Source organism: Paramicrobacterium salitolerans, from assembly GCF_051513965.1.
Lineage (GTDB): Bacteria > Actinomycetota > Actinomycetes > Actinomycetales > Microbacteriaceae > Paramicrobacterium.
Genome location: NZ_CP195847.1, coordinates 2,326,529 through 2,351,783 on the forward strand (window position 1 = coordinate 2,326,529; position 25,255 = coordinate 2,351,783).

A 25,255-nucleotide genomic window follows, 5' to 3' on the forward strand; every position below is an offset into this window, starting at 1 on the left:
GGTCCGCGACACCGGAGCTGCCGACGTCGCGAGGGTGAGGTTGGTCAGAGTGCGCCCTGAAGCGCGGCTCCGCTGGACGCGGAGAGGTCGGTGGCCGCGGAGAGGTCGGTGGCCGCGGGGAGATCGGCGGCCGCCGGGAGGTGAAACGCCGCGGACAGCTCGGGCGGAGCATCCGGGCTGAGTCGCACGACGTCGCCCACGATGACGACGGCGGGCGAGCGGATGCCGCGTTCCGCCGCGACCGCGGCGAGGGTGCCGAGCGTCGCGAACGTGCTGCGTTCGCGCGGCCCGTAACCGTCTTCGACGATCGCAACGGGGCAGTCGGCACCGCGGTCGCCGCGCGCGAGGATCATCGCGGAGTGCGCGAGGGTCCCGACGCCCATGAGCAGCAGCACCGTGTGGTCGCGGCCGCCGCCGATCTCGCGGATCTGGTCATGCCCGGTGGCGACGGTGAAGGCCGAGGCGAGGCCGCGGTGCGTCAGCGGAATGCCCGCGCGAGCGGGAACGGATGCCGCACTCGTGACGCCCGGCACGACATCAACCGGAACCCCGCGCGACCGGCAGAAGTCGCGCTCTTCGCCGCCGCGCCCGAAGACGTACGGGTCGCCGCCCTTCAGCCGTACGACCCGGCGACCGGCGTGCGCGAGCCGTACGAGGAGCGCGTTGATTTCGTCCTGCGTCACCCGGTGGTGCCCGGGCTGCTTGCCGACGTCGATGATCTCGGCAGAGAGCGGGATGCCGCGCTCGGCGACGAGCTGGTCGAGCACCGCGGCCGCCCCGAGACGGTCGGCCACGATGACATCGGCCGTCTCGATCTCGCGCAAGCCGCGCACCGTGAGCAGCCCGAGATCGCCCGGGCCGGCGCCCACGAGCGTGACCCGGCCACGCCCGTCGGTCGATGGTTCGATGATCATCGAGTGCCTCCCGTGATGAGTCCGCGTCGGCGGAGAAGGTGTCGTTCGAGGGGGCCGAACACCGCCGTCTCGACGACGATGCCGACCACGAGGATGAGCCCGAGGGCGACGAAGACGCCCGGCAGGTCGGCGAGCTGCCGCGACTGGTCGAGCATGGCCCCGAGGCCGAAGCCGATCGATCCGCCGGTGGCGATGATCTCGGCGGCCATGAGCGACCGCCACGAGAACGCCCAGCCCTGCTTGAGCCCGCCGACGTAGGCCGGAAGCGCGGCGGGCAGCACGACGAGCAGCGCCTGCTGCACACGCCCTGCACCCAGGACGGTGCCGACACGGCGCAACTGTGGCGGCACCTGCGTCGTCCCCGTGATGAGGCCGTTCGCGATCGACGGCACCGCGCCCATGAGGATCACGAAGTACACGGTCGCGTCGCTGAGCCCGAACCAGATGATGGCGGCGGGCACCCAGGCGACGGAGGGCAGCACCTGCAGACCGGAGAGAAACGGCCCGAAGGCTCGGCGCAGCACGCGCGACTCGGCCAGCAGCAGCCCGAGCGGCGTTCCGATCAGAATCGCGAGCAGAAACCCGGATGCTCCGCGCTGCGCGCTCGTGGCGACGGCGAGCTGCACGATTCCGTCGCTCCAGGCCGAGCCCACGGCGGCGAGAACGTCGAGCGGCCCCGGGTACAGATCGGGGCGCGGCTGCACGAGGAGCGTCCAGAGCTGCCACAGTGCGACGAGGACGATGGCGAGCAGAACGGGGGGAAGAACAGAGTGCAGGATGCCGCGTCGCTCCGCACCGCGGGCGGTCGCGGCCCCGGCATCCCTCGCGCTCTCGCTCTGCGCCGACGGCTGTGGCACGGTGACGGCCTCGCGCTCCCGCACATCAGCGGCCATCGCGGATCGCCTCCCTCAGACGGGCGGTGATCTCGCGGGCGACCTCGTCGATGCGCGGATCATCTGCGCGACGCTCGTCCACGTCGGGCAGCCTCCACTCGGCGGCGATGCGCCCCGGTCGAGGCGCGAGCAGCACGATGCGCTGCCCGAGCCGCGCGGCCTCACGCACGTTGTGGGTGACGAAGACGATCGTGCGTCCGGTGCGTCGCCAGACGCTCTCGAGCTCGTCGTGGAGCAGGTCGCGCGTGATCGCGTCGAGCGCGGCGAAGGGCTCGTCCATCAGCAGAACCGAGCGGTTCTGGGCGAGCGCGCGCGCCAGGGCGACGCGCTGCCTCATGCCGCCGGAGAGCTCGTGTGGGCGTCGCCCCGCGGCATCCTCGAGGCCCACTGTGGCGAGCAGCTCACTCGCCGCCGCTGAGCGCTCCGCACGCCGGACTCCCCGGAGGCGCAGCGCGAGCTCGACGTTGCGGCGGGCGGTCAGCCATGGCATGAGGGCGGACTCCTGGAACATCACCGCGGCGCCGTCGCGCGGCACGTCGATGCGTCCCGCAGTCGGCGCGTCGAGCCCCGCGATGAGGTTGAGGAGCGTCGATTTGCCGCAGCCGGACGCCCCGAGCAGGCACACGAACTCGCCCGGTGCGATGCTCAGATCGATGTTCTCGAGCACGGGGGCCGACGCGCCTCGGTACTGCTTGGTGACGCCGGAGATCGTGATCGCCGGCTGTTCCGCCGCGCGCGCTTCGCCGACGCCGCGCGCCTCGGCTGCGAGGCTCGCGGAACCGAGCTGATCGGTGAGAGTCGCCGTGTCGGTCATCGTGCACCTCCCTCGTGCGCGTCGGTACCGCCGAGTCCTGCGTCGGAGACGGGGTCGCGCCCGAGTGCCTCCAGCTGCCGGTTCAGCTCGCTCAGATCGACGAGCCCCGCCAGGTCGCCGGGCTTCTGGAGCCCCGCCGCGACGGCATCCTCGTGAATCGTCTCGAACGCTGCGGCGACGGGGTCCGCGGTGAAGTCCACGTTCTCGAGCGCATTCGCGAGCACGGCGTCGTCGAGGCCCGCACCGGCGTCGATCTCGAGCTGATCGTTGATGATGGATGCCGCGGCGGCGCGATCCGCCGAGATGGTGTCCAGCGCACGGAGGTGACCTTCCAGCAGCGCGCTCACCCGCTCGGGGTGATGCTGCTCGAGGTCGGCGGAGACCATGAGAACCGTCGTCGGGTACCGCCCGTCGGGCCACAGCTCGCCCTCGTCGAGGACGACGTGCGCTCCCGCCTCGGCGACGAGACGTGACACCCAAGGCTCTGCCGTCCAGGCCGCGTCGACCTCGCCGCGCTCCATGAGGGAGAGCACGGTGGCGTTGGCGGTCGGTGTCACGGCGGCATCCCCTCTCCCCGTTCGCGTCGTTGTGACGTCCGCGTCGCGAAGCCACGACCGCAGCGCGACGTCCTGAGTGTTTCCCAGCCCGGGGGTGGTGGTCTGCAGCCCGATGAGATCCTCCGGGCCGTCGATCGTGACGCCAGCTCGGGCAACCAGTGCGGCGCCTCCGGTCGCGGCGCCCGCGACGATGACGCCGGAGCGCCCCTCGCTGCGGACGAATGTGTTCGCGGCCGGCGCCGGCCCGAGGTACACGGCATCGACCGCTCCCGCGGCGAGCGCTTCGACAGCGGCCGGACCCGCCGTGAACACCTCCGTCTGCAGCTGAGTCTCGCCGAGCGCATCGGCGAAGATGCCCTCGTGCACCCCGACCAGCGCGACGCCGTGCGTCACGTTGGCGAAGTACCCGAGGCGCAGCGTGTCACGCTCGGCGGCCTCAGAGGCCGACGCGCACCCGCCCAGCAGAGCGGTGAGAGCGGTGAGCGCGACGGCTGCGGCGACCCGTCTCATGTCGTGCGCTCTCCCCGTGCGGTTCCGGCGGCGAGCGTCTGGCCGTCCTGCGGGTGGATCACCACGAAGGCGCCGCCCCGCCGGTGCTGGCCGTAATCATCGATCGGCAGCTCCGCGGCAAGGGTCAGCCGCACCACGCCGATGTCGTTCGCCTCGAGCTGCGACGCCGGAATGAGCGCGAGCGTCTCGAGATCGCGGCGCGCGTCGATGTCGGTCACGATCGCCTTCACCGTGGTCGTCCCGGTCTTCACGAGAACGCGCGACCCGGCGGTGAGCGGACGCGCGTCGAACTGGAAGAGCTCCGCTTCGATGTCGCGCCGAGCGACGGGAAGATGACCGGATGCCGCGATGACGGTGCCCCTCGCGGCATCCACATCATCGGCGAGACGCAGCGCGACGGACTGCGGCGCATGCGCCTCGTCGAGCGAGCCGTCCGCCGTGTCGATCGCGGTGACGCGCGTCGTGATGTCGGCCGGGAACACGTCGACGGCATCCCCCACTCTCACGCTGCCGCTCGAGATCTGGCCGGCGTAGGCGCGGTAGTCGCGGAACTCCTCGGGGTCCACGCCCGGAGCGAGCGCCCCCTGCGGGCGGATGACCGTCTGAACGTCGATCCGGAGCGCCTCGCGCTGCCCCTCGCGCTCATCGATGCTCGGCAGCAGCTCGAGCAGTTCGAGAAGCGCGGGGCCCGAATACCACGGGGTCTTCGCGGATGCCGTCACGATGTTGTCTCCCTCGAGCGCAGACACCGGCACCACGTGCACCGAGGGCAGCCCGAGCTCGTCGGTCACGGTCGCGACCTCTGAGGCGACGCGGTCGAACACGGCTTCGTCGTAGTCGACCAGATCGATCTTGTTCACCGCGACGATGACCGTCGGTACTCGCAGCAGCTGCACGACCGAGAGGTGCCTCCTGGTCTGCTCGAGCACGCCCTTACGCGCATCGACGAGCACGACGACGACGTCCGCGGTGGTCGAGCCGGTGACCATGTTGCGCGTGTACTGCACGTGCCCCGGGCAGTCCGCGAGGATGAACGATCGGCGGCCCGTGGAGAAGTATCGGTAGGCGACGTCGATCGTGATGCCCTGCTCGCGCTCGGCACGCAGCCCGTCGGTGAGCAGCGCGAAGTCGAACCCGCCCGCGTCGCCGCCGAAACCGCGCTCGCGGCTCGTTCGGGCGACGGACTCGAGCTGGTCGGCGAGGATCGCCTTCGAATCGTGCAGCAGGCGGCCGACGAGCGTCGACTTGCCGTCGTCGACGGAGCCGGCGGTGGCGAAGCGCAGCAGCGTGGACTCGGTGGCGGCGGTGGATGCCGGTGCACTGACTGTCGTTGTCATCAGAAGTATCCGTCCTTCTTGCGATCTTCCATGGCGGCCTCGGAGATGCGGTCGTCTGCGCGTGTGGCGCCGCGCTCGGTGATGGTGGATGCCGCGACCTCGCGCACAACCGCGGAGGCGTCGGCGGCCGCCGATTCGACCGCTCCTGTGCAGCTCATGTCGCCGACGGTGCGGTAGCGGACGGTGCGGCGCTCGACGGTCTCGCCGGGCTTCGGCACGCTCACGTCGCCCACGGCCCGCCACATGCCGTCGCGCTGGAACACCTCGCGCTCGTGCGCGTAGTACAGCGATGCGAGAGGAATCTGCTCGCGCTCGATGTACCGCCACACGTCGAGCTCCGTCCAGTTGGAGATCGGGAAGGCCCGAACGTGCTGCCCCGGCGTGTGCCGGCCGTTGTAGAGGTTCCAGAGCTCCGGGCGCTGGTTGCGCGGGTCCCACGCACCGAACTCGTCGCGGAGCGAGAAGATGCGCTCCTTCGCCCGGGCCTTGTCCTCGTCGCGGCGCGCTCCGCCGAACACCGCGTCGTGGCGGCCCGCGGCGATCGCGTCGAGCAGCGGCTGCGTCTGCAGAGGGTTGCGTGTTCCGTCGGCGCGCTCCGCGAGACGGCCGTCGTCGATGTAGTCCTGCACACGGGCGACCTCGAGCCGCAGACCGTAGCGCTCGACCGTCTGATCGCGGAACGCGATGACCTCGGGAAAGTTGTGACCCGTGTCGACGTGGAGGATGGGAAACGGCACCGCGGCCGGCCAGAACGCCTTGGCGGCGAGGTGCAGCACGACGATGGAGTCCTTGCCGCCGGAGAACAGCAGCACGGGCCGCTCGAACTCGGCGACGACCTCGCGGATGATGTGGATCGCCTCGGCCTCGAGCTGATCGATCGACGAGAGCGTCCGCGACTCAGTCTCGTGCGTCGTCTGCGAGGAGGGGTGTGGTGCTAAACGTGTGTCATTCATAGGTGGAGTCCGCATTCTGTCTTCGAGAGTCCGGCCCAGCGGCCCGACCGAGGGTCGTCGCCCGCCGCGACGGGGGCCGTGCACGGCTGGCATCCGATGGAGGGGTAGCCCTGGGACATGAGGAGGTTCACCGGAACCTGGTGGGCGCCCGCATAGTCGAGCAGGTCGTCGAAGCTCCACGAGGCGACGGGGTTCACCTTGACGAGTCCGTTGCGGTCGTCCCAGGTCACGAGAGGCGTATTCGTACGAGTGGGCGCTTCATCGCGGCGCACGCCGGTGAACCAGAGCTCATAGCCGGCGAGCGCGTTCTGAAGGGGCGCGACCTTGCGCAGCGCGCAGCACAGACCCGGATCGCGGTCGTGAAGACGAGCACCGTGCTCGGCATCCTGCTGTGCCACCGTCTGCTCGGGGAGCACGTCGATGACGCGCACATCGAGCGCCCGCGCCACCTCGTCTCGTGTCGCGTACGTCTCAGCGAAGTGGTACCCGGTGTCGAGGAACAGCACGTCGACGCCCGGCAGCTGGTCCGCGACCAGGTGCGGAAGCGCGGCGTCCGCCATCGAGCACGCGACGGCCGCGGCATCCGTGTCGAAATTCTCGGCGACCCACGCGATCACCTCGCGAGGCCCGGCCTCGGCGTCGCTGAGGCTGCGCAGCTCGGCGGCGCCGCGCTCAGCGAGTGCGCGCAGGGTGGCGGCATCCCTTCTCTCCGTCGTGCGCGGGGCGAGACTGACGCTCATTGCAGGGCCTCCTCGTCGGCTCGATGCGCCCACTCGGAGAACGACTCGTCGGCAGAGGCATCTCGGTCGGCGAGGAATCGCCTGACGATGCGCTCGACGTAGTCCACGAGGTCCTCCGAGGTGACCTTGAGCCCGCGGATCGTGCGGCCGAGCCCGGCTTCCGTGCGCGTGTCGGAGGCGAGGCCGCCACCCAAGTGAACTTGGAAGCCCGAGGTCTGCACACCGTTCTCGTCTGTGATGAGTTGCCCCTTGAGGCCGATGTCGGCCGTCTGAATGCGCGCGCACGAATTCGGGCAGCCGTTCAGGTGCAGGCTGATTGGGTGCGGCAGGTCGATTCCCGCGAGACGCTCCTCGAGCTCGTCGATGGCGCGGAACGATGTCTGCTTCGTCTCGACGATCGCGAGCTTGCAGTACTCGAGACCCGTGCAGCTCATGGTCGCGCGGCGGAACAGATCCTCACGCGCCGAGAGCCCCAGCGTCTCGAGCTCAGCGACCACCTCGTCGATGTCGGCCTCCTCGATGTCGAGCACGAGGAGCTTCTGCTTCGGCGTCGTTCGCACGCGCGCGGTGCCGAAGCGGTCGAGCAGGTCGGCCAGCCGGCTGAGCGTGGTCCCCGAGACGCGGCCGACCTTCGGGGTGACGCCGATGAAGAACTTGCCGTCCTTCTGCCGGTGCACGCCGACGTGGTCGCCGGGTGTCGTGGGCTTCGGCGGAGCCGGACCGTCCGAGAGGCGGTACCCGAGGTACTCGGTCTCGAGAACCTCGCGGAACTTCGCCGGGCCCCAGTCGGCCAGCAGGAACTTCATGCGCGCCTTGTTGCGCAGGCGCCGGTAGCCGTAGTCGCGGAAGATGCTCGTCACACCCGCCCACACCTCGGTCACCTGATCGGGAGCGACCCAGGCACCGAGCCGCTCTGCAAACCGCGGCACCGTCGACAGCGCGCCGCCGACCCAGACGTCGAAGCCGACGCCGTGTTCAGGATGCTGCACCGCGACGAACGCGCAGTCGTTGATCTCGTGAACGACGTCCTGACTCGGGTGCCCCGTGATCGCTGTCTTGTACTTGCGGGGCAGGTTCGCGAACTCAGGGTCTCCGATGTAACGCGCTGAGATCTCACGCACGTAGGGCGTCGGGTCGATGAGCTCCTCGGCGGAGATTCCCGCGACCGGTGAGCACAGGAACCCGCGCGGCACGTCGCCGCAGGCTTCCGTCGTGCGCAGTCCCACCGCTTCGAGGCGTCGCCAGATCTCCGGCACGCTCTCGACCTGCACCCAGTGCAGCTGGATGTTCTGCCTGTTCGTGATGTCCGCGGTGTCGCGGGCGAACTCCGTGGAGACGCCGGCGATCGTGCGCAGCTGCTCGGTCGAGAGCTGGCCGCCGTCCGTGCGGATCCTCATCATGAGGTACTCGTCCTCGAGCTCCTCCGGAGTGAGTGTCGCGGTGCGACCGCCGTCGATTCCGGGCTTGCGCTGCGTGTAGAGCCCCCACCAGCGGAACCGTCCGTGCAGGTCCTCCGGGTCGATCGAGGCGAACCCTCCCTTGGAGTAGATCCGCTCGATGCGCTCGCGCACATTCAGGCCGCCGTCTGCGGCTTTCATCTCCTCGGTCGGGTTCAGCGGAGCGGTCCCGTCGACCTTCCACTGACCGTTCGGCTTCGGAGCACGTTTGGGGCGTGCCGGTCGCGTCTTCACCGCGGCGGTGTCAGCGGCCGCGGCATCCGCCGGTGCTGATCCTTCCCTGAGCATCCCTGGCGCCTTTCGCTGTCGATGTCGTCTGTCCGGCGACGATCTGTCGCCGTGTTCGACCGAAACTAGACATCGCGCCGGCGCCGTGCTGGGCGGCAGTGACGCATAACGTCATATGACGCGCATCGCGGGGGTTCAGCCGCTGTGTTTCATCGACGAGTTGACAGCCGGGCGCACGCCAGGTCATAGCGGTCGCGCACGATCGCGACCAGTTCGTCGGGAATCTCACGCTGCGGATCAAGCAGCGGCTCGGTCACGACATCAGCACCGGCGGCCCGTGCGAGATCGTGGAAGAAGCCCGGCGCGAGCAGATAGCTGGCGACCACGACGCGAGGTCCGTCACCGCGGTCGCCGCGCGTCGTCGCGACGGCATCCGCGAGCTTGGGCTCTGCCGCTGAGAGAAAACCGACCGTGACGGGCACGCCGAGCCGTTCCGCGAGCAGGCGCCCCATCGCGCGGCAGTCGTCGACGGCGCCGGCGTCGCTCGACCCCGCGGCCGCCATCACGATGTGATCGCGCCCCGGACGCGCGCCAGCGTCCAGGAGTCGCCGCGCGAGCACGTCAGCGAGGCGCGGGTCAGGACCGAGCGCTGATGCGATTGTGACAGTGCGGTCGGATGCCGCGGCGACCGCTTCTCGCAAGTCAACGTGCACGTGGTAACCGGCCGAGAGCAGCAGCGGAACGATGACGACCGGCGCCCCAGGCTCACACGCGCTGAGCACCGCGGGTACGTCGGGCTGCTGAACATCGACGTGGCCGAGCACCACCTCCGGCGCATCATCGACGTCCTGCGTGCGGCACCCCCTGGCCTCCCCGGAGCGAAGCGTCGCGGCATCCTCAGCACTGCGAGCGCTTATGCGCGACGGTGCGCCGCGATCGGAGCGGCATGCTGCGGCATCCTCTCTGATGGCGTCTGCAAGCGCCGCGACCGCTGTCTGGCCTGCTGCGGATGAGGTGCCGTGTGAGATCGCGGCGAGCACGGGTGTCGTCATGCACTCATGGTGACCGATGCAGGCACCCGCCTAGAAGTCGCCGTGTGTCAGGGCCGACGCATTTCGTCACAGACCGGTCGCCGCTCCGTCGCTGCCCCGTCGCCACAGACCGGTCGAGCCCCCGTCACCACGGACCGGTCGAGCCCCGTCGCCACAGACCGGTCCAGCCCCGTCGCCACAGACCGGTCGGGCCCCGCTTTCGCCCGGAGTGCGTCCAGGTGTACCGGATACCGCTTTCCGAGCTTGGGAAAGCGGTATCTGGTACACCTGAAGGCCCCCGCACATGGGCCGTGTCTCAGCCCCAGCCCCTGGAGACAAGCGCGTCTCGCACGCGTCTCACCAACTCTTCTGTACGGTCGAACAGCTCCGACGACACCTGGATGACGATCCATCCGGCCGCGCGCAGACGCTCGACCCGCTCGATGTCGCGCGAATACTGCTTGCCGTGAACGCGCCCCTGATACTCGACCGCCACCTTGAATTCGGGGTACGACATGTCGAGGCAGCCGAGAAAGCCTCCAGAGGCATCCCAGTACTCGCGGTTCAGCGCCGGCTCGGGAAGGCCAGCGGTGACCAGGCGGTATCGCGTCAGCGACTCTCGAGGGGACCACGAGTCGCAGCGGATCAGCGGCAATGCCTCTCGCAGACGGCGGATGCCTCGCCAGCGCATCCGCTTGACGGCATCCTGCAGCTTCTTCGGCGTCGCAAGCGGCGTCCTGCTCTCTGCGAACCGCTCATCACGCCACACACGGCAGAGGTAGTCGCCCACAGCCACAAGCCACTCTGTCGTGAGCTCATCGCCCAACAGAGCCCATGTCGATTCAGGATCGGTCACTCGCAGACCGTCGAGGGCGACCGCTCCAACCCCAGCAGATGCGCGGTGCCCCACGGTTCCCCGCGAGCGGACCAGATTCGTGGGTGCTCTCGTCGCAATATGAAGACGCGTGTCCGCGCTGAAAGGCAAGGGAGCTCCGTGAAGCAGGGCCGCCGTGCGGTGGCTGAACGCGTCATCAGCACGCAGCAGGGGGAGATAGGCCCGTGCACGGAGGCGCACCACCTCGTCAGGTTCTCCAGCGATCTGGAGGCGAGTGCGAACGCCGTGGAACGGTCGATCGAGGCCATTGCCCGTCAGCCTCGCCGGATGGATGCCCCTGTCTGTCGCGCTTCGAACAGCGAAGCTCACACCGAGGTCAGCGGGGAGATCGACGGAACGACGAGGCATGCCGTCCACTCTGGCAAGGCATGGCGCGCTGCGTCTGCGTTATCCACATGACTCGCTCCAGGTGTACCAGATACCGCTTTCCCAGAGTCGGAAAGCGGTATCTGGTACACCTGAACGTCACTCATCGCTGGGGAGGAGCGAATAGGCGGGGCTGGGTGAGACAGGGCAGGGCTGGGCAGGAGGGGCAGGGCAGGAAAGCGGGGAGCGTCAGCAGATCAGCGGTCGGCGAGACCCGCCGCGGCCTCCAGCACGCAGAGGGCAGCGAGACGCACGGTTCGGGCATCCGCAGCGTCGGCGGTCGCATCGATCTCGACCAGATCGATGGAGTGAACAGACGGATGCCGCCCGGCACTGCGCGCCGCCTGCCGCAGCTCGTAGGCCGAGATGCCGCCAGGAGTCGAGGCCGGGCACGCCGGAGCGACAGACCGGTCGCACACATCGACGTCAAGATCCACATGGATGGGACCGCCCGCTGCGCCAGCGATCGCGAACGCTTCGGACATGATGTCGGCCATGGGCCGACACATCAGCTCGTCGCGCAGGATCACCGTGATGTCGTACTCCGCCGCACGCTCCGCATAGGCTCGCGAGTTCGCGAAGTCCTGGATGCCGATCTGCACCACCCGTCGCCCGTCGAGCCCCGCCTCGATGAGACGTCGCACCGGTGAGCCGTTGGAGCGACCATCCCGCAGGTCGTAGTGGGCGTCAAGGGTCACCAGACCCGCCGTCGCGATGTCGCTCCCCCACGTGCCCTGCGCGACGGGCACCGATGCCGCGTTGTCACCGCCGAGCGCCACGAGCAGCCGGCTGCGTGCGGCCACGTCGCCGATGCGCTCAGCTGCGGCGGTCTCGTCGCCGTCCGGGTCGGTGATGTCTCCGGCATCCGTCAGCGTCAGCATCTCGATGTCTGCGTCGTGCGCGAACGGACTGTATCGGCGAAGCGCATCACGGACGGCCTCCGGGGTGGCGTCTGCGCTTGTGGGTGAGAGCGACGTGCGGCACGTGGGTACGCCGATCAGGGCGAGGTCGACGTCGCCGTTCACGGCATCCGTCGCTGTCCAATCGCCGGCCCGCGGCCACAGGTCATCGTGCGAGAGTGAACCCGAATCTCCAGCCATGGTGCCGACGCTAGCACCGCTGCGCCCGCGCTCGGGCCGACCGTGACCGCACAGGCACTAAGATCAGGTCATGGCAGAGATGGAGCGCATCGTGCGGACGGAGCCGTCTGCGTGACCGAACCGAGCGACGCCACGGGCCCCATCAGCGTGACGCGCACACGCCTGTCGCGTTCCACGCTCTGGCGCTACGGCATCGGCTCCCTCGGAACGGGCGGCTTCGCCACTCTCCCCGGTCTCGTTCTCGTGTACTACCTCACCGACACGCTCGGCGTCACGGCCATCGCTGCGGGTCTCATCCTCACTGTGTCGAAGGTGTGGGATGTCGTGATCGACCCGATCATCGGCGGTCGAAGTGACTTCAGCCTGGTGCGCAGCGGCTCCCGGCGACGGTTCATGGTGATGGGCGGTTTCGCCCTGCCGGTGTTCTTCGTTCTGACGTTCTCTGTCGTTCCGGGGCTTCCGCCTCTGGCATCCGCGATCTGGGTCGCCGTCGCGTTCATGCTCTGCGCCACAGCGTTCAGTTTCTTCCAGGTGCCCTACATCGCGCTGCCCGCCGAACTCACCCGGCGCTATGACGAGCGCACGCGCCTGCTGACGTGGCGCGTCGTGATGCTCGCGGTCGCCATTCTGCTTTTCGGCGCGGGCGGGCCGATTCTCCGCGACCTTGCGCCGGGCAACCCCTACCTGGGGTACCTGCTCATGGCGGTCGTTGCCGGTGCGCTGCTCGGGGTCGGGATGCTGGTGTCAGCCTCGGTCGCGCCACGCAACGTCCCCGAACCCGAGGCGCGCCCGACGGCGTCTCTCGTGCAGAACTACCGCGGCGGCATCCGTGCCCTCATTCGCAGTCAGCCGTTCCGTGTTCTCATCGCGACCTACATGCTGCAGGGCATCGCGACAGGCATGATGCTCGCCGGTGCGCAGTACGTGGCGACCTGGGTGCTCGGTTCGCAGGACGGCGTGACGTTCCTGTTCGTCGCTCTCATCGCTCCAGCGCTGCTTCTCACGCCGGTCTGGGGCGGAATCGCGAAGCGTATCGGCAAGGAGCGCAGCTTCTGGTTCGCGAGTCTGATCTTCCTGATAGCCGCGGCGTCCCTCGTGATGCTCCTGTGGTCGCCCGGCTGGTGGGTCTACATTCCCGTCGCCGTCGCGGGTGGGGCCTACGCGGGCATGCAGTCGCTTCCGATGGCGATGCTGCCCGACGTCATCTCTCATGACTCGGCTCGGCACGGGGCCGGCCGCGCGGGCGTCTTCGGCGGGCTTTGGACCGCGGGCGAGACCGCGGGAATGGCGTTCGGCGCGACGGCGCTCACGATCGTGCTGGCGGTCACGGGCTACCAGGAGTCGACGGGGGTCGAAGCGGTCACGCAGACCGATGGGACCGTCACGGGAATCGTGCTGAGCTTCAGCGTTGTGCCTGCTGTGGCGATGTTGCTGAGCCTTCTGACGCTGAGCCGCTACCGGCTGCGCAAGCACGACATCGAACCAGAGGGAACAACCGGAGGCTGACATGAGCCCGGAGTTGAGCGACGCCTCGCGAGAGATCCTCTCCCGCCTTCAGACGCTCAGAGATGCCGACGCCCCGACGCATGGCGGCCGCGTGCTGTCGTATGTCTACGACTCAGGCCTGGCCGAGCTCGACGAACTGGCGGCCGAGGCGATGCGTCTCGTGCAGCCGGTGAACGGGCTCGACCCGACCGCGTTTCCCTCCGTCGCCGCGATGGAGCGCGACCTCATCGGTTTCACACGAGGGATGCTGCACGGCGACGATTCCGTCGTCGGCACGGTCACCAGCGGCGGCACCGAGAGCTGCCTGCTCGCGGTCAAGACGGCCCGCGATGCGTGGACGGCGCGTCAGGTGAGCGACGATCAGACTCCCACGGGCTCGCTCGGGCTGCGACCGCGCATCATCGCACCGTCGACCGTGCACGCCGCGTTCCACAAGGCGGCCCACTATTTCGGCCTCGACCTCGATCTCGTCCCCGTCGACGAGAACGGCGCTGTCACGGCATCCGATATCGCTTCGCGGTTCGGCCCTGACGTTGCCCTCGTCGTGATCTCGGCCCCGTGCTACCCGCTTGCGGTCGTCGACCCCGTGCGCGATGTCGCGACGGCGGCGCAGCGCCACGGCATCCCCTGTCACGTCGATGCGTGCATCGGCGGCTTCGCCCTTCCGTGGTGGCGGGATGCTCCCGAGTGGGACTTCGCCCTTCCAGGTGTCACGAGCATCTCGGCGGACCTCCACAAGTACGGTTACGCGCCGAAGGGAGTCTCGGTTCTGCTGCAGCGCGACCGCGACCGACAGCGGCTGCAGTACTTCGCGACAGCGCGCTGGCCCGGATACCCCGTGGTCAATCCGACGATTCTCGGTTCCAAGTCGGTCTCAGCGTTGGCGGCCGCGTGGGCGATCGTGCAGCGGCTCGGCACGGACGGCTTCGCTGAGCTTGTGGCCTCGTGCCAGCGGTCGACGGAGAGGCTCCGCGCCGTCGTCGACGGCATCGCCGGGCTTCGTGTCGTCGGAGCGCCCTGCGGACCGCTCTTCGCCGTCGCCCTCGATGACTCCGTGCCGAAGCGCCAGCGCGTGGACCCGCACCACTGGGCCGACCGCGTCGCGGAGCTCGGCTTCACTCTGCAGATGCAGCCGGGCCTCACACAGGCGAACGGCCTGCACCTTCCCCGCACAACGCACCTCACAATCACGCCGGTGACCGAGAGGATGCTCGACGAGCTCAGCGCCGCGCTCGTCACCGCCGCGGACGACGTGCGGGGGCGTGCCCCCGCGAACCCGCGCCTTGCAGTGCAGGCGCTGCGTCTCTCCGGCGCACTCAGCAAGCCACTCACGGCGAGCCGGGCTGCGGCGCTGCTCGCCCGGTTCGGCGTCGGCGGGTCTGGGGATGCCGCGAGCTCCCACGCGTCCTCGGCCTCGCCGCTCCCCGCCAAGATGGCTCCGCTCATGGCGCTCGTCGAGCTGCTGCCCGCCGCGGTGTCGGAGCGGCTGCTCATCGAGATCCTCGCGCGGCAGGTAGAGCCTCCGGAACAGTGACGCTCGTGTGCTTCACCGCGAGGCATCCCGTCAGCGACGCTCGAACCTCGCCGCCGATTCACCACTGAGCGCCGCGTCGATGCGCTCGAGCTGAGTCATGCGCATCTGCGGCATGTCTCTGAGGGAGAACCAGCGCGCCTCCGTGTTCTCTCCGTCTGCCGGTGTCGCGTCACCGGAGACGAAGCGGCACTGGAAGACGAGGTCGAGAAACCGACCTCTGTCGCCGTTCGCCCACTGAATGGGCGGGTGCGAGTGCACCCACGCCAGTCGCTCTGCGACCACGACAGTCCCCGCCTCCTCGAGCACTTCGCGTTCGGCCGCGACGGCGGGCTGCTCACCGGGTTCGATGATTCCCGAGACGTTGGTCCACTCGTCGTTGTCGGCGCGACGAACCAGCAGAATCTCGGTTCCGACCGCAGCCCGACGGGTCACGACGGCGGTGATTCCGCTCAGCCAGAGCTCATCGTGTCCGATCTTCTTCCGAAGAGCCGTGATGAACTCTGGAGTGCCCATGCCTTACCGTAACCCGGCGGCCTCAGCTTTCTGCGACGGCGCGTCGGCCTCGTCGTGCTTCGCCCGCTCGGCATCCTTGCGTGCACGCTTGGCCTGTCTGCGCTCCCTCGCGCCCTCGACGAGGTTGTAGAGCGTGGGCAGCACCACGAGCGTCAGCACGGTCGATGACACGAGCCCGCCGATGACGACGATCGCGAGCGGCTGCGAGATGAACCCGCCGTGACCGGTGACGCCGAGCGCCATGGGGGTCAGCGCGAAGATCGTCGCGAGGGCCGTCATCAGAATCGGACGCAGACGTCTGACGGAACCGTGCTCCACGGCATCAGACACTGTCAGTCCCTTGTCGCGGTACTGATTCACGAGGTCAACGAGCACGATCGCGTTTGTCACGACGATTCCGATGAGCATGAGCACACCGATGAGGGATGCCACGCCGAGCGGAACGCCCGTCGCCAGCTGAAGCCCGATGGCGCCGGTTGCGGCGAACGGCACCGAGATCAGCAGCAGCAGCGGCTGACGCAGCGAACGGAAGGTCGCGACCATCACGATGTAGACGATCAGAATCGCCGCGAGCATCGCGAGACCCAGCTGCTGGAACGCGGTGTCCTGATCGGCAGTGACGCCGCCGAGCTCCGCCTTCGCACCGGCCGGCAGGTCGAGTCCCTCGACCGCCTCGAGCACCTCGGCGCTCGCGGCGCCGAGGTTGTCGCCCTTCGGGGTGGCGCTCACGGTCGACGATCGGTCGCCGTCGAGCGTCGTAACGGTCTGGGGTCCGTCGGTCACCTCGACCGTGGCGAGCTCTGAGAGCGCCACCATCCCGGTCGGAGTGGGCACCTCGAGGTCCTTCAACTCGTCAATGGATGCCGGCTCATCGGCCGCCTGCAGGTAGATCGTGAGCGTCGAGTCATCGATCACGACGGTGCCGGCCTGCTGAGGCTGCGTCTGGCTCGACACGAACGAGCTCAGCGCGATCTCGCTGTACCCGGCCTTCGCGGCTTCGTCACGGTCGACCGTCACTGCGAGGTACGGGCGCGTCTCGGCGAGGTTGTCGGTGACCTGAGCGATCGAGCCGAGGTCGGCGAGCGCGTCGTGCACCTTCTTCGTCGCGTCGGCGAGAGCGTCTGCACCGGTCGCGGTGATGTCCACCTCGATGTCCGTCGAGGCGCCGAAGCCGCTCATCGAGGAGACCTCGATGGTGCCGGCATCCGTGATCTCATCGAGCTTCTCGCGAACAGTCTGCTGGAGCGCGGTCTGGTCTGCCTCGGTGTCCGTCGTGATCGAATAGGTGGCGCTGTCCGAGCCGCCGCCGAGGAAGGCGCTCATCTGGCTGCCATTCGACCCGATCGAGACCTGAACCGTCTCGACTCCGTCGATGTCGAGCAGAACGTCCTCAACCTTGGTCGCCGCGGTGTCCTGCGCATCGAGGCTCGTGCCCGGCTCGAAGGTCTGCGTCACCGACAGGGTGTTCTGCCCGGAGTCGCCGAGGAAGTTCGTCTTCATGAACGGCGCTGCACCGAGCGTGACGGCCATGACCAAGAGGGACAGAATGAGCGTCGTCACCGAGTGCTTGAGCGTCCACCGGATGATCGGGAGGTAGCCGCGCTGCAGCAGCGTGGGGTGCCTCAGCTCATCTTCGTGATCGGTGTCGGCTTTGCGCCGCGAACGACGGGTGGGGGTGGATGCCGCGGCAGGCGCCTCTTCGGAGACGAGGACAGGTTCTTCTGCCGGCTCTTCCTTCTGCGTCTCGCGCTCGTCAGGGACATCGCGCTCGTCGGACGCGTTGTCGCTCTCGGGCTCAGGTGCGACGGCGGCGGCGTTCTCCGCCTCAGGCGCATCCGTGGTTTCGTCGGCAGCGCTATCGGACGAAGCGGGCTCCGGGGCCGCGTCCTCAGCAGCAGATTCTGCCCCCGAAGTGTCCTCGGGCGTCTCGCCCTCTGGTCGAGCGTCCTTCTGCGGCTCTGGCCGCGGTTCAACGGTCTTCGCCGGACGCACGTAGCTGCCCGAGACGATCGCCGGCATGGGTGCAGGTCCCTCGGGCGTCGTCTTCTCCGTCGAGGCAGCTTCTTCGGCAGCATCCCCGGCCGAGTCGTCCGCAGCGCTCGTCGGTGCCGTCTTCGCCGCGCGCTTCTGTTCGCGGGCGTCGTTCTTCGCGGCTTCCTTCTGAGCGCGCTGCTCCTGCTTCGCGGCTTCCTTCTGCTCACGCGCGCGCAGCTCGGTGAGGCGCAGCTCTTCGCGCTCCCGCTCCTTCGCGGCGCGCTCCTCATCCTTAGCGGTCTTCGCGGCGATCTTGGCGTCCTTCTTCGCCTGACGTTCTGCGACCGCTTCGTCACGTGCACGCTCGCGGGCGGCGACGGCATCCTCGCGCTTCTGACGTTTTGCCTCGATGGCGGCGAGCGCCTTCTCGCTCGGCGCGCGCAGGAACCAGTACGCCAGCACCGGCACGATCGTGAGCGACACGAGCAGTGACGCGAGCAGCGCGATCGTCACAGTGAGCGCGAACGGACGGAACAGCTCACCGGTCATGTCCCCGACGAGCGCGAGCGGAAGGAACACCGCGACGGTGGTGATGGTGGATGCCGTAATGGCGCCTGCGACTTCACGCACAGCAGTTGCGATGGCTCCGAGCCGGGCGGCGCCGGTGCGGTCCGCGGTGAGTCCGAGGTGACGCTTGATGTTCTCGATGACGACGATCGAGTCGTCGACGACGCGCCCGATCGCGATCGTGAGCGCACCCAGGGTGAGGATGTTCAGCGTGTAATCCGCGACCTGCAGACCGATGAACGTGATGAGCACAGACGTCGGAATCGAGATGGCCGTGACGATCGTCGCGCGCACGTCGAGCAGGAACAGCAGAATCACGATGACCGCGAACGCGAGGCCGAGCAGCCCCTCCGTGGCGAGCGATTCGATCGACTGCTCGATGTACGGTGCCTGGTCGAAGACGATGGTGAGTTGGATGCCGTCGCCCAGCGACTCCTCCAGATCAGGCAGCACGTCGCGCACACCATTCGACACGTCCACCGTGTTCGCGTCGGGCATCTTCGTGATCGACAGGGTCAGCGCCTCGTCACCGTCGACGCGCGAGATGGAGGTCATGGGGTTGTCCGTCAGCGCGACGTCTGCGACATCATCGATGGTCACGGGGTCGCCCTCGGGGCTGACGACTCCGCTGAGGGGCAGCGCGGCGATGTCCTCGACGGAGCTGAGCTTGGACCCAGCTTGAACCGCGTAGGTGTTGTCACCCTCGGTGATCTCACCCGCGCCGACGAGTGAGCCGCTCTGCTGCAGCGTGTCTGAGATGTTCTGGGTGGTCGCGCCGACCTTCGCGAGCTCGTCGGTGTCCGGCGTGATCGTCACACGCTGGCCTGATGCTCCTGTGATGGCCGCTTCGCGCACGCCCTCCACGTCTTCGAGGTCGGGAACGGCGACGCGCTCGAGCAGGTCGTTCAATGCATCGTTGTCGTCGCCGGTCACTGCGACCTGGATGATCGGGAAGTCATCGAGACTTCCCGTCATGACCTCGGGGTCAACGTCATCAGGAAGAGTCGAGGAGATCCGGTTCAGCGCCTGGTTGATCTTCTGCTCGGCCGTGCCGAGGTCGGTTCCGTACGTGAACGTGGCCGACACCATGCTGAGGTTCGTGCTGGATGTCGCCGACGTCGACTCAAGTCCGGGAACGCCGCGGATCGCCTTCTCAATGGGCGTCGAGACATCGTCGTTGACGACGTCCGGTGCCGCACCGGGGTAGCTCGTGACGATCGCGAGCTGTGGGAACGTGATGTTCGGTGCGAGCTCTTGTTTGAGCCCTGTCAGCGCGATGCCCCCGAAGACAGCGACCACGATCGTGACAAGCGCAATGAGCGCGCGGTTCTTGAGGCTCGCGACGCTGAGAAGGTGCACAGTGCTCCCGCAGATTTCAGAGGTGGTGGATGCGTGCACCTGATCTCCACCGTGCACGCCGGGGTCCCGCCTGAGCATTCTTTCACACGTGCGTGCTGAACTGGATATCATCCAACGGGCGCTGATCGACGGTCGCCACGCATGTTACGTAATATTTTTGTTAGTAAGGCTTCCTAACATGATAGACTCCCATAGTGGTGCTCCCTGGCAGCTCGAACACGATGCGCGTCACTTTCCCCGAAACCCGACTACCCGAGGACGAAAATGACAGAGACCCTGCACACCGCCCAGCCCTCCCGCCGCACAATCGTCAAGGGTGCCGCTTGGGCAGCACCCGTCATCGCCGTGGCCGTCGCCACTCCCGCCGCCGCCGCCAGCGAAGGCAATCCGGCTGACGAGCTCGACTTCTTCCTGACTGCAGGCGAAGTCATCGGCACCGCCACCGCTTCCGGTTCCGTCCGCTCGAACGGTGTCCGCATTTCACCCTCCGACCCCAACGACCCCAAGGTCGTGGCGGCTGGCACGGTGTTCCAGATCACCGTCACGTACAACGGTTCGAATCCAGACTTCTCGTTCCTCAACGTCCCATTCCCGTACGGCTCAGTAGAGGCGATGAAGGGACAGAACCCCGCGTGGGACAACATAGAGGTCACGGAGAACAAGATCGTCTTCACCGCAACGACTCCGTTCGACACGTCGGAGCCTACGGTCGGCTCGATCCAGTGGGACATCGACCCAAACAACCGCCCCGAAGACAACTCGATCAGCTTCACCGGAGTCGCAACGCTCGCACCTGGCGGTGACTTCCCGAACGGCGGAACCCTCACCAACCTCATCATCGACCCAAACGCGGGCACAGGCGCCCTGAGCGGACCGACCCCGGAGTCCTGGCCGTCCGCGTAACTCGGCCACGTCTGCATCTCCAGAGGGGCGAATGTCTGCGCGACATTCGCCCCTCTGTCGTTGCACCTATTCCTGCTGGTGAACGATCGCCCACGACCTCGCGACCGCGTCAGGATTCACGACCACCGTTCTCAATGAACGCGTGAAGCGCGTCTCTCACGAACTTCGCACCGCACTGCCCGCCATAGTTCTCCGCAAATCGCTCGTCGGCGACATACATGTCGGCGAGCCCGAGCAGATACTCACGCGAGAGGCCGCCGTCAGCCGCGCGCGGCACACCAGGCACTCCGTCGAGCCACTCGACGTGGCGTCGCGCTAGGCTCTGTGCCTCCTCGCCCTGCGGGGACACCGCACGCTCCGCGGCTTCCGTCCAATCGGCGTTGAGGGCCGCCAGCTGGGCCTTCCAGTTCGAACGTTCAGACTCGGTCATTGACGTCCACCAGGCGTCAGACCGCGCATACGCGTCCTCTCCCCATCTGGTCTCAACTTCGTCTTTGTACTGGGTGTGGTCGAACCCATCGAACATTGCCTCTGCCATCAGTTCTTCTCCTTTCGTCAAGCGATGCACTGTGTCTTCGACCGCCGCGATCTGACGCGCGAGGCGGTCACTTTCCTGCCGCAGCCACGTGAGGTGGGTGCGGAGCGCTGCCGGAGCATCCTTCTCCTTCTCGATGACCTCGGCGATGGTGGTCAGCCCGAGTCCGAGGTCGCGCAGCAGCAGAATGCGTTGCAGCCTCACGAGCGACGCATCGTCGTAATAGCGGTAGCCGTTCGCCCCGATGCTCGCTGGCGGCAGCAGACCGATGTGGTCGTAGTGCCTCAGCGTTCGACTCGTCGTGCCGGTCAGCGCGGCAATCTCAGTAATCGACCAGCGCATGATCTCTCTTTCTTCTCTGTGACCCACTCAGCGTAGAAGTTGACGTTACGTCAAAGTCAAGACGCATCTCTCATGTTTCTCTTGCTATCTCAGGAGACGCGATATATCGTGACTTCAGTAAACGCGATATATCGCGTTCCCACGACGAAGGAAAACTCTCATGTCACACGAGAAATGGTTCATCAGGCCCGGGGAGTCGCGTGTCATCGACACCGGCATCATCCGTTCGCTCAAGGTCGCTATGATCGGCGGCCAGGTCGACGTCATCGGACACGATGAGGAGACGGCGCGTGTCGAGGTGAACGAGGTCGCAGGGCAGGACCTCAAAGTCCGCATCGACGGCGATCGGCTCGAGATCGACCACCCGCAGCTGAGGTGGGAGAACTTTCTGCAGACCTTTCGTCTGTTCCGCCCCGGGCGCGAACGTGCGATCGTCAGCGTGCTCGTCCCCCGCGACGTTGAGCTCACGTTCGGGGTCGTCGACGCAGATGCGCTCGTTGCCGGACTCACGACGGATGCCAAACTGAGCACGATCAGCGGAGAGATCCAGACGGACAGCCTGAAGGGCGACCTCGAACTCAACGCGGTCTCCGGCGATCTCAACGTCCAGAACCACACGGGCGACATCGGCGTTCACACGGTCTCGGGGGATGTCACGGCATCCGGTCGAATCTCTGACTTCAGCTGCGACACGGTCTCCGGCAACGTGTTCATCGATGCGAGCGGGTCGTGCGATCGCATCCGCCTCAACTCCATGTCGGGAGACCTCACCGCGCGCATCGACGAGGAGGTCGGGGCCCGATACTCGATCAACACCGTGAGTGGACGGGTCTACCTCGACGGAAATCGCGTCGTGACCTCGCTCGGTCGCGGCTACTCTCTGACGGTGCCCGGTGAAGGAAACCAGGTGACCGAGGTGTCAGCGAACACCGTCAGCGGTGACGTATCGGTGATCCGCCGGACCGAGGCCGAGAGCTTCACGGTCTCCAGCGACGGGACAGCCCAATGACCCCCGTGTTCGCGCACGGCAGCCTTCGGCTCTATCTGCTCAAGCTGCTCGACGAGAAGCCGCGTAACGGCTACGAGATCATCCAGGCACTCTCTGACCGCTTCGGCGGCACGTACAGCCCGAGCGCGGGAACGATCTACCCACGCCTGTCGAAACTGGCGGACGAAGGACTCGTCGTCAAACAGACAGAAGGACGAAAGAGCATATTCGAGATCACGGATGCCGGCAGAGCCGAACTTGAGCGACGCGCAGACGATCTGGATGCCGTCGAAGACGAGGTCACTGATTCTGTACGCCGTCTTGCGGATGAAGTGCGCTCCGGCGTCTCGGATGCGATGAAGTCGCTTCGCGCAGAGCTCGCTGCCGCTGCTCGCGATTCGAGTTCCGCACCTCCCCGAGAGGCGACAGTGACCCCGGACGATCCCGATACGCGTACGACGAGCCGAGTCGCGCTCTACGAGATCGAGAAGGCCATCACCGACTTCCGCCGAGACGTTCGCACCGAGCTTCGATCGCACATCGCAGCCGGAAATGAAGTGCCGACGTCACTGATCGATACAGCGCGCAGCGAGCTGGCGCGTGTGAGAGAGCAGCTTCGCGTTCGGTGACGGGTCCGACGCCGGTGCCGACGCAGAGCCAGGTGCGAGGCTAGGCCTCAGGCTCCCACGGAACACGGCCACCCTTGCTGACGGGCAGCAGCGGTATCACGATCACCGGACGCGACTGCGTGTGAGCGAGGTGAGCCGCGACCGAGCCTCCGAGGAACTCCTGAAGTCCCGCGATGAATCCAGGCTCCCTCGTTCCCACGACGATCATTGAGGCGTCGGACTCATCGGCGATGGCTCCAAGAACAGCCGCGGGCTGCCCGGCCCCGACGCGCGTCGTCCACTGCACACCGCTGGAACCGACAGCCTCGCGCGCACGCTCCTCAAGCCATGCGACATCGGGCCTGCTGTCAGAAGCGGGGTCCGGATCGAAGGTCGAGAACGCAACGGTTCCGTCAGACATGAAGCCTGAGGTGTACTGCGTCGTATCAACCCACGCGAACACCGCATCACGGCCGAATGCCTTCGCGAAGGCGATTCCCTGCTCGGGAACGTCTTCGGGCTGTTCCCCGGTGACTCCAATGAGCACCGGGCCAGTGGGGTTCAGCATGATCTCGAACTCCTCTCGCGTCTCGCGAACTGGCGTCATCGCCTTAGCCTCAGCGTACTGCTCTCGCGGCGCAACGCGCTATATTCCACGGCGTGCATGTAAAAATCGCACTGCTCTCGCAGGCGAAACCGCTCACCAGTCTCCCAGGAGAGTCCTAGATCGCCTCATGCTAAACTTGAAGTTGGTCTTATCGTTCGCTGGTTAGTGCAACCGCGGGTGGCCAACAGGTCATCCGACAACTGATTTTGTGAGGGGGTCTCGCATGGGGCGCGGCCGTCAAAAGGCAAAGCACACGAAGATCGCTCGTGAGCTCAAGTCGTTCAGTCCCGAAGTGGACTACGACCAGCTCGAGCGCGAGCTCACCGGGAAGTCAAAGTCTGACCCCTACGAGGACGAAATCTCGAAGTGGTCCGAGTACGCTGACGACTTCTCGGCTGACCGCCAGAAGCGGGCCTGAACTAAAACGTAACGTCAACCTGCCGGAGAGACGCCTCTTCCGGCAGGTTCGTTGCTTTTGCGCGCGCCGTTCTCCCGTACGCGCGCATGTGCGCCGAAACGCGCACCCATCGATCAGGAGAGCTGTGTGCGCTCGATCCACTCGAGGTACTCATCGGTGACGGTGCCGGTGACGTACTCTCCGGTGAAGCAGCTCATTTCCAGATCAGTGACATCGGAGCCCTCGACGATGGCGTCCTTCATGTCTTCGATCTCCTGGTAGATCATGTGGTCCACGCCGAGCAGTTCGCCGATCTCGGGAATCTTGCGATCATGTGCGATGAGTTCGGCACGACTGGGCATGTTGATGCCGTAGACATGAGGATGCCGCACAGGCGGCGCCGCCGACGTGAACGTCACCTTGTTCGCACCCGCCGCACGCGCCATCTCGACGATCTCGCGCGACGTGGTCCCTCGCACGATCGAATCGTCGACGATGAGGATGTTCTTGCCCTTGAACTCGCTCGACATCGCATTGAGCTTCTGCCGAACGCTCTTCTTACGCTGCGCCTGCCCCGGCATGATGAACGTGCGGCCGACGTAGCGGTTCTTGTAGAAGCCTTCGCGGTACTCGATGCCGAGCTTCTGAGCGACCTGCATCGCGGCAGGTCGCGATGAGTCTGGAATCGGCATGACGACGTCGACGTCTCCGAGCGGCATGTGCTTGCGAATGGTGTCCGCCAGGCGGTTCCCGAGGCGCAGACGTGCGTCGTACACCGAGATGCCGTTCATGATCGAGTCCGGACGCGCCAGGTAGACGTATTCGAACGAACACGGCACGAGACTCGTCTGGCGAGCGCACTGCCTCGAGTGCAGCTCACCGTCGGGCGTGATGAACACAGCCTCACCGGGAGCGACGTCTCGGACGACTTCGTAGCCCGCGGCCTCCAGCACGAGAGACTCCGATGCCACGACCCAATCGTCACCGACCATTCCCGTCGGACGACGTCCGAGAACAAGAGGTCGGATGCCGTACGGATCACGGAACGCCAGCAGACCGTGCCCGGCGATCATCGCGATCGCCGCATACGACCCCTCGACGCGCTCGTGCACCTGAGCGACGGCGTTGAAGATCTGATCGGGGTCGAGTTCGAGCCCCGAAATCTGGTTCTGCAGCTCGTTCGCGAGGACGTTGAGCAGCATCTCGGTGTCGCTCGTGGAGTTCACGTGACGGCGGTCCACGTGGAAGAGGTCCTTCGCGAGCTCACGCGTGTTCGTCAGGTTGCCGTTGTGCACGAGGATGATGCCGTACGGCGCGTTCACGTAGAAGGGCTGTGCCTCCTGCTCGTTCGCGGCGTCACCCTTGGTGACGTACCGCACGTGACCGAGGCCGACGTTGCCGAGAAGCGTCCGCATGTCTCGCGTGCGGAAGGCCTCACGCACCTGGCCCTTGGCCTTCGACATGTGGAACGTCGCCCCTTCGGCGGTGGCGATGCCTGTGGAATCCTGTCCGCGGTGCTGCAGCAGAAGCAGCGCATCGTAGATCTGCTGGTTGACGGGCTCGTGTGAGACGATTCCGACGATTCCGCACATGTCAGGGGGCTCCCGGGGTGGTCAGTTGTTCAGCG

Annotated in this window: 22 protein-coding genes; 6 read left to right on the plus strand and 16 right to left on the minus strand. The window is 67.0% G+C overall.

All coding sequences use genetic code 11. The features are described from left to right. Positions 1-44 precede the first annotated feature (44 nt). The 11 genes from cobA to ACSAGD_RS11265 form a co-directional block, all read right to left on the minus strand. Complete coding sequence (cobA, locus tag ACSAGD_RS11215; RefSeq protein ID WP_437582831.1) at positions 45-914, minus strand: uroporphyrinogen-III C-methyltransferase; 870 nt, start codon at positions 912-914, stop codon at positions 45-47. Further along, positions 911-1,807: an ABC transporter permease gene (locus ACSAGD_RS11220; RefSeq protein ID WP_437582832.1), complete on the minus strand. Its 897-nt coding sequence runs from the start codon at positions 1,805-1,807 to the stop codon at positions 911-913. Before ACSAGD_RS11220 ends, cobA begins: the two co-directional genes overlap by 4 nt. Beyond that, positions 1,797-2,621, minus strand: coding sequence for an ABC transporter ATP-binding protein (locus ACSAGD_RS11225; protein ID WP_437582833.1), 825 nt, complete (start codon positions 2,619-2,621; stop codon positions 1,797-1,799). Before ACSAGD_RS11225 ends, ACSAGD_RS11220 begins: the two co-directional genes overlap by 11 nt. After that, complete coding sequence (locus ACSAGD_RS11230) at positions 2,618-3,688, minus strand: ABC transporter substrate-binding protein (protein ID WP_437582834.1); 1,071 nt, start codon at positions 3,686-3,688, stop codon at positions 2,618-2,620. Before ACSAGD_RS11230 ends, ACSAGD_RS11225 begins: the two co-directional genes overlap by 4 nt. Then, positions 3,685-5,025, minus strand: coding sequence for a sulfate adenylyltransferase subunit 1 (locus ACSAGD_RS11235; protein ID WP_437582836.1), 1,341 nt, complete (start codon positions 5,023-5,025; stop codon positions 3,685-3,687). Before ACSAGD_RS11235 ends, ACSAGD_RS11230 begins: the two co-directional genes overlap by 4 nt. Continuing rightward, positions 5,025-5,978 carry a sulfate adenylyltransferase subunit CysD gene (cysD, locus tag ACSAGD_RS11240; protein ID WP_437582837.1) on the minus strand — a complete coding sequence of 318 codons (954 nt, stop codon included), beginning with the start codon at positions 5,976-5,978 and terminating at the stop codon, positions 5,025-5,027. The genes ACSAGD_RS11235 and cysD overlap by 1 nt, the downstream gene beginning before the upstream one ends. Beyond that, a complete protein-coding gene (locus ACSAGD_RS11245; protein ID WP_437582838.1) occupies positions 5,975-6,718 on the minus strand; it encodes a phosphoadenylyl-sulfate reductase in 744 nt (247 codons plus the stop codon). The genes cysD and ACSAGD_RS11245 overlap by 4 nt, the downstream gene beginning before the upstream one ends. Further along, positions 6,715-8,463, minus strand: a complete 1,749-nt coding sequence (locus ACSAGD_RS11250) for a nitrite/sulfite reductase (protein WP_437582839.1) — start codon at positions 8,461-8,463, stop codon at positions 6,715-6,717. The genes ACSAGD_RS11245 and ACSAGD_RS11250 overlap by 4 nt, the downstream gene beginning before the upstream one ends. A 149-nt stretch (positions 8,464-8,612) precedes the next feature. After that, positions 8,613-9,455, minus strand: a complete 843-nt coding sequence (locus tag ACSAGD_RS11255; RefSeq protein WP_437582841.1) for a sirohydrochlorin chelatase — start codon at positions 9,453-9,455, stop codon at positions 8,613-8,615. A gap of 295 nt (positions 9,456-9,750) precedes the next feature. Beyond that, entirely contained in the window at positions 9,751-10,677 is a 927-nt protein-coding gene (locus tag ACSAGD_RS11260) for a hypothetical protein (RefSeq protein ID WP_437582842.1), read from the minus strand. Between the two features lie 215 nt (positions 10,678-10,892). After that, positions 10,893-11,795, minus strand: a complete 903-nt coding sequence (locus ACSAGD_RS11265; RefSeq protein WP_437582843.1) for an arginase family protein — start codon at positions 11,793-11,795, stop codon at positions 10,893-10,895. Positions 11,796-11,936: 141 nt separating this feature from the next. Here ACSAGD_RS11265 and ACSAGD_RS11270 point away from each other — a divergent pair, with 141 nt between their 5' ends. Next, positions 11,937-13,301, plus strand: coding sequence for an MFS transporter (locus tag ACSAGD_RS11270; protein WP_437585163.1), 1,365 nt, complete (start codon positions 11,937-11,939; stop codon positions 13,299-13,301). A gap of 1 nt (position 13,302) precedes the next feature. Next, complete coding sequence (locus ACSAGD_RS11275; protein WP_437582844.1) at positions 13,303-14,835, plus strand: pyridoxal phosphate-dependent decarboxylase family protein; 1,533 nt, start codon at positions 13,303-13,305, stop codon at positions 14,833-14,835. Positions 14,836-14,865: 30 nt separating this feature from the next. On the opposite strand, the gene ACSAGD_RS11280 is transcribed toward ACSAGD_RS11275, so the two are convergent. Together ACSAGD_RS11280 and ACSAGD_RS11285 are read right to left on the minus strand one after the other, a co-directional pair. Continuing rightward, positions 14,866-15,348: an NUDIX hydrolase gene (locus ACSAGD_RS11280; protein WP_437582845.1), complete on the minus strand. Its 483-nt coding sequence runs from the start codon at positions 15,346-15,348 to the stop codon at positions 14,866-14,868. A gap of 3 nt (positions 15,349-15,351) precedes the next feature. Next, on the minus strand, positions 15,352-19,248 hold the full coding sequence (locus ACSAGD_RS11285) for an efflux RND transporter permease subunit (RefSeq protein ID WP_437582846.1): 3,897 nt from the start codon (positions 19,246-19,248) through the stop codon (positions 15,352-15,354). Positions 19,249-19,512: 264 nt separating this feature from the next. On the opposite strand from ACSAGD_RS11285, the gene ACSAGD_RS11290 reads away from it, so the two are divergent. Next, a complete protein-coding gene (locus ACSAGD_RS11290; RefSeq protein ID WP_437582848.1) occupies positions 19,513-20,151 on the plus strand; it encodes a hypothetical protein in 639 nt (212 codons plus the stop codon). Positions 20,152-20,260: 109 nt separating this feature from the next. Here the strand turns inward: ACSAGD_RS11290 and ACSAGD_RS11295 are convergent, their stop codons facing one another. Continuing rightward, complete coding sequence (locus tag ACSAGD_RS11295; protein ID WP_437582849.1) at positions 20,261-21,028, minus strand: MerR family transcriptional regulator; 768 nt, start codon at positions 21,026-21,028, stop codon at positions 20,261-20,263. Between the two features lie 160 nt (positions 21,029-21,188). Between ACSAGD_RS11295 and ACSAGD_RS11300 the strand changes: the two genes are divergently transcribed. Together ACSAGD_RS11300 and ACSAGD_RS11305 are read left to right on the plus strand one after the other, a co-directional pair. Next, a complete protein-coding gene (locus ACSAGD_RS11300; protein WP_437582850.1) occupies positions 21,189-22,037 on the plus strand; it encodes a DUF4097 family beta strand repeat-containing protein in 849 nt (282 codons plus the stop codon). Beyond that, positions 22,034-22,645, plus strand: coding sequence for a PadR family transcriptional regulator (locus tag ACSAGD_RS11305; RefSeq protein ID WP_437582851.1), 612 nt, complete (start codon positions 22,034-22,036; stop codon positions 22,643-22,645). Before ACSAGD_RS11300 ends, ACSAGD_RS11305 begins: the two co-directional genes overlap by 4 nt. A gap of 40 nt (positions 22,646-22,685) precedes the next feature. Here ACSAGD_RS11305 and ACSAGD_RS11310 read toward each other — a convergent pair whose 3' ends face one another. After that, positions 22,686-23,231, minus strand: coding sequence for a universal stress protein (locus ACSAGD_RS11310; protein ID WP_437582852.1), 546 nt, complete (start codon positions 23,229-23,231; stop codon positions 22,686-22,688). Between the two features lie 223 nt (positions 23,232-23,454). On the opposite strand from ACSAGD_RS11310, the gene ACSAGD_RS11315 reads away from it, so the two are divergent. After that, complete coding sequence (locus tag ACSAGD_RS11315) at positions 23,455-23,649, plus strand: DUF3073 domain-containing protein (RefSeq protein WP_437582853.1); 195 nt, start codon at positions 23,455-23,457, stop codon at positions 23,647-23,649. 113 nt (positions 23,650-23,762) lie between these two features. Here the strand turns inward: ACSAGD_RS11315 and purF are convergent, their stop codons facing one another. Then, a complete protein-coding gene (purF, locus tag ACSAGD_RS11320) occupies positions 23,763-25,220 on the minus strand; it encodes an amidophosphoribosyltransferase (protein ID WP_437582854.1) in 1,458 nt (485 codons plus the stop codon). Positions 25,221-25,255: the final 35 nt, after the last annotated feature.

Coding starts and splice junctions, on each gene's coding strand:
- cobA (WP_437582831.1), bottom strand. CDS start 914: ATGATCATCGAACCATCGACCGACGGGCGTGGCCGGGTCACGCTCGTG.
- ACSAGD_RS11265 (WP_437582843.1), bottom strand. CDS start 11,795: ATGGCTGGAGATTCGGGTTCACTCTCGCACGATGACCTGTGGCCGCGG.
- ACSAGD_RS11225 (WP_437582833.1), bottom strand. CDS start 2,621: ATGACCGACACGGCGACTCTCACCGATCAGCTCGGTTCCGCGAGCCTC.
- purF (WP_437582854.1), bottom strand. CDS start 25,220: ATGTGCGGAATCGTCGGAATCGTCTCACACGAGCCCGTCAACCAGCAG.
- ACSAGD_RS11290 (WP_437582848.1), top strand. CDS start 19,513: ATGACAGAGACCCTGCACACCGCCCAGCCCTCCCGCCGCACAATCGTC.
- ACSAGD_RS11305 (WP_437582851.1), top strand. CDS start 22,034: ATGACCCCCGTGTTCGCGCACGGCAGCCTTCGGCTCTATCTGCTCAAG.
- cysD (WP_437582837.1), bottom strand. CDS start 5,978: ATGAATGACACACGTTTAGCACCACACCCCTCCTCGCAGACGACGCAC.
- ACSAGD_RS11275 (WP_437582844.1), top strand. CDS start 13,303: ATGAGCCCGGAGTTGAGCGACGCCTCGCGAGAGATCCTCTCCCGCCTT.
- ACSAGD_RS11250 (WP_437582839.1), bottom strand. CDS start 8,463: ATGCTCAGGGAAGGATCAGCACCGGCGGATGCCGCGGCCGCTGACACC.
- ACSAGD_RS11260 (WP_437582842.1), bottom strand. CDS start 10,677: ATGCCTCGTCGTTCCGTCGATCTCCCCGCTGACCTCGGTGTGAGCTTC.
- ACSAGD_RS11245 (WP_437582838.1), bottom strand. CDS start 6,718: ATGAGCGTCAGTCTCGCCCCGCGCACGACGGAGAGAAGGGATGCCGCC.
- ACSAGD_RS11300 (WP_437582850.1), top strand. CDS start 21,189: ATGTCACACGAGAAATGGTTCATCAGGCCCGGGGAGTCGCGTGTCATC.
- ACSAGD_RS11315 (WP_437582853.1), top strand. CDS start 23,455: ATGGGGCGCGGCCGTCAAAAGGCAAAGCACACGAAGATCGCTCGTGAG.
- ACSAGD_RS11220 (WP_437582832.1), bottom strand. CDS start 1,807: ATGGCCGCTGATGTGCGGGAGCGCGAGGCCGTCACCGTGCCACAGCCG.
- ACSAGD_RS11255 (WP_437582841.1), bottom strand. CDS start 9,455: ATGACGACACCCGTGCTCGCCGCGATCTCACACGGCACCTCATCCGCA.
- ACSAGD_RS11295 (WP_437582849.1), bottom strand. CDS start 21,028: ATGCGCTGGTCGATTACTGAGATTGCCGCGCTGACCGGCACGACGAGT.
- ACSAGD_RS11310 (WP_437582852.1), bottom strand. CDS start 23,231: ATGACGCCAGTTCGCGAGACGCGAGAGGAGTTCGAGATCATGCTGAAC.
- ACSAGD_RS11235 (WP_437582836.1), bottom strand. CDS start 5,025: ATGACAACGACAGTCAGTGCACCGGCATCCACCGCCGCCACCGAGTCC.
- ACSAGD_RS11230 (WP_437582834.1), bottom strand. CDS start 3,688: ATGAGACGGGTCGCCGCAGCCGTCGCGCTCACCGCTCTCACCGCTCTG.
- ACSAGD_RS11280 (WP_437582845.1), bottom strand. CDS start 15,348: ATGGGCACTCCAGAGTTCATCACGGCTCTTCGGAAGAAGATCGGACAC.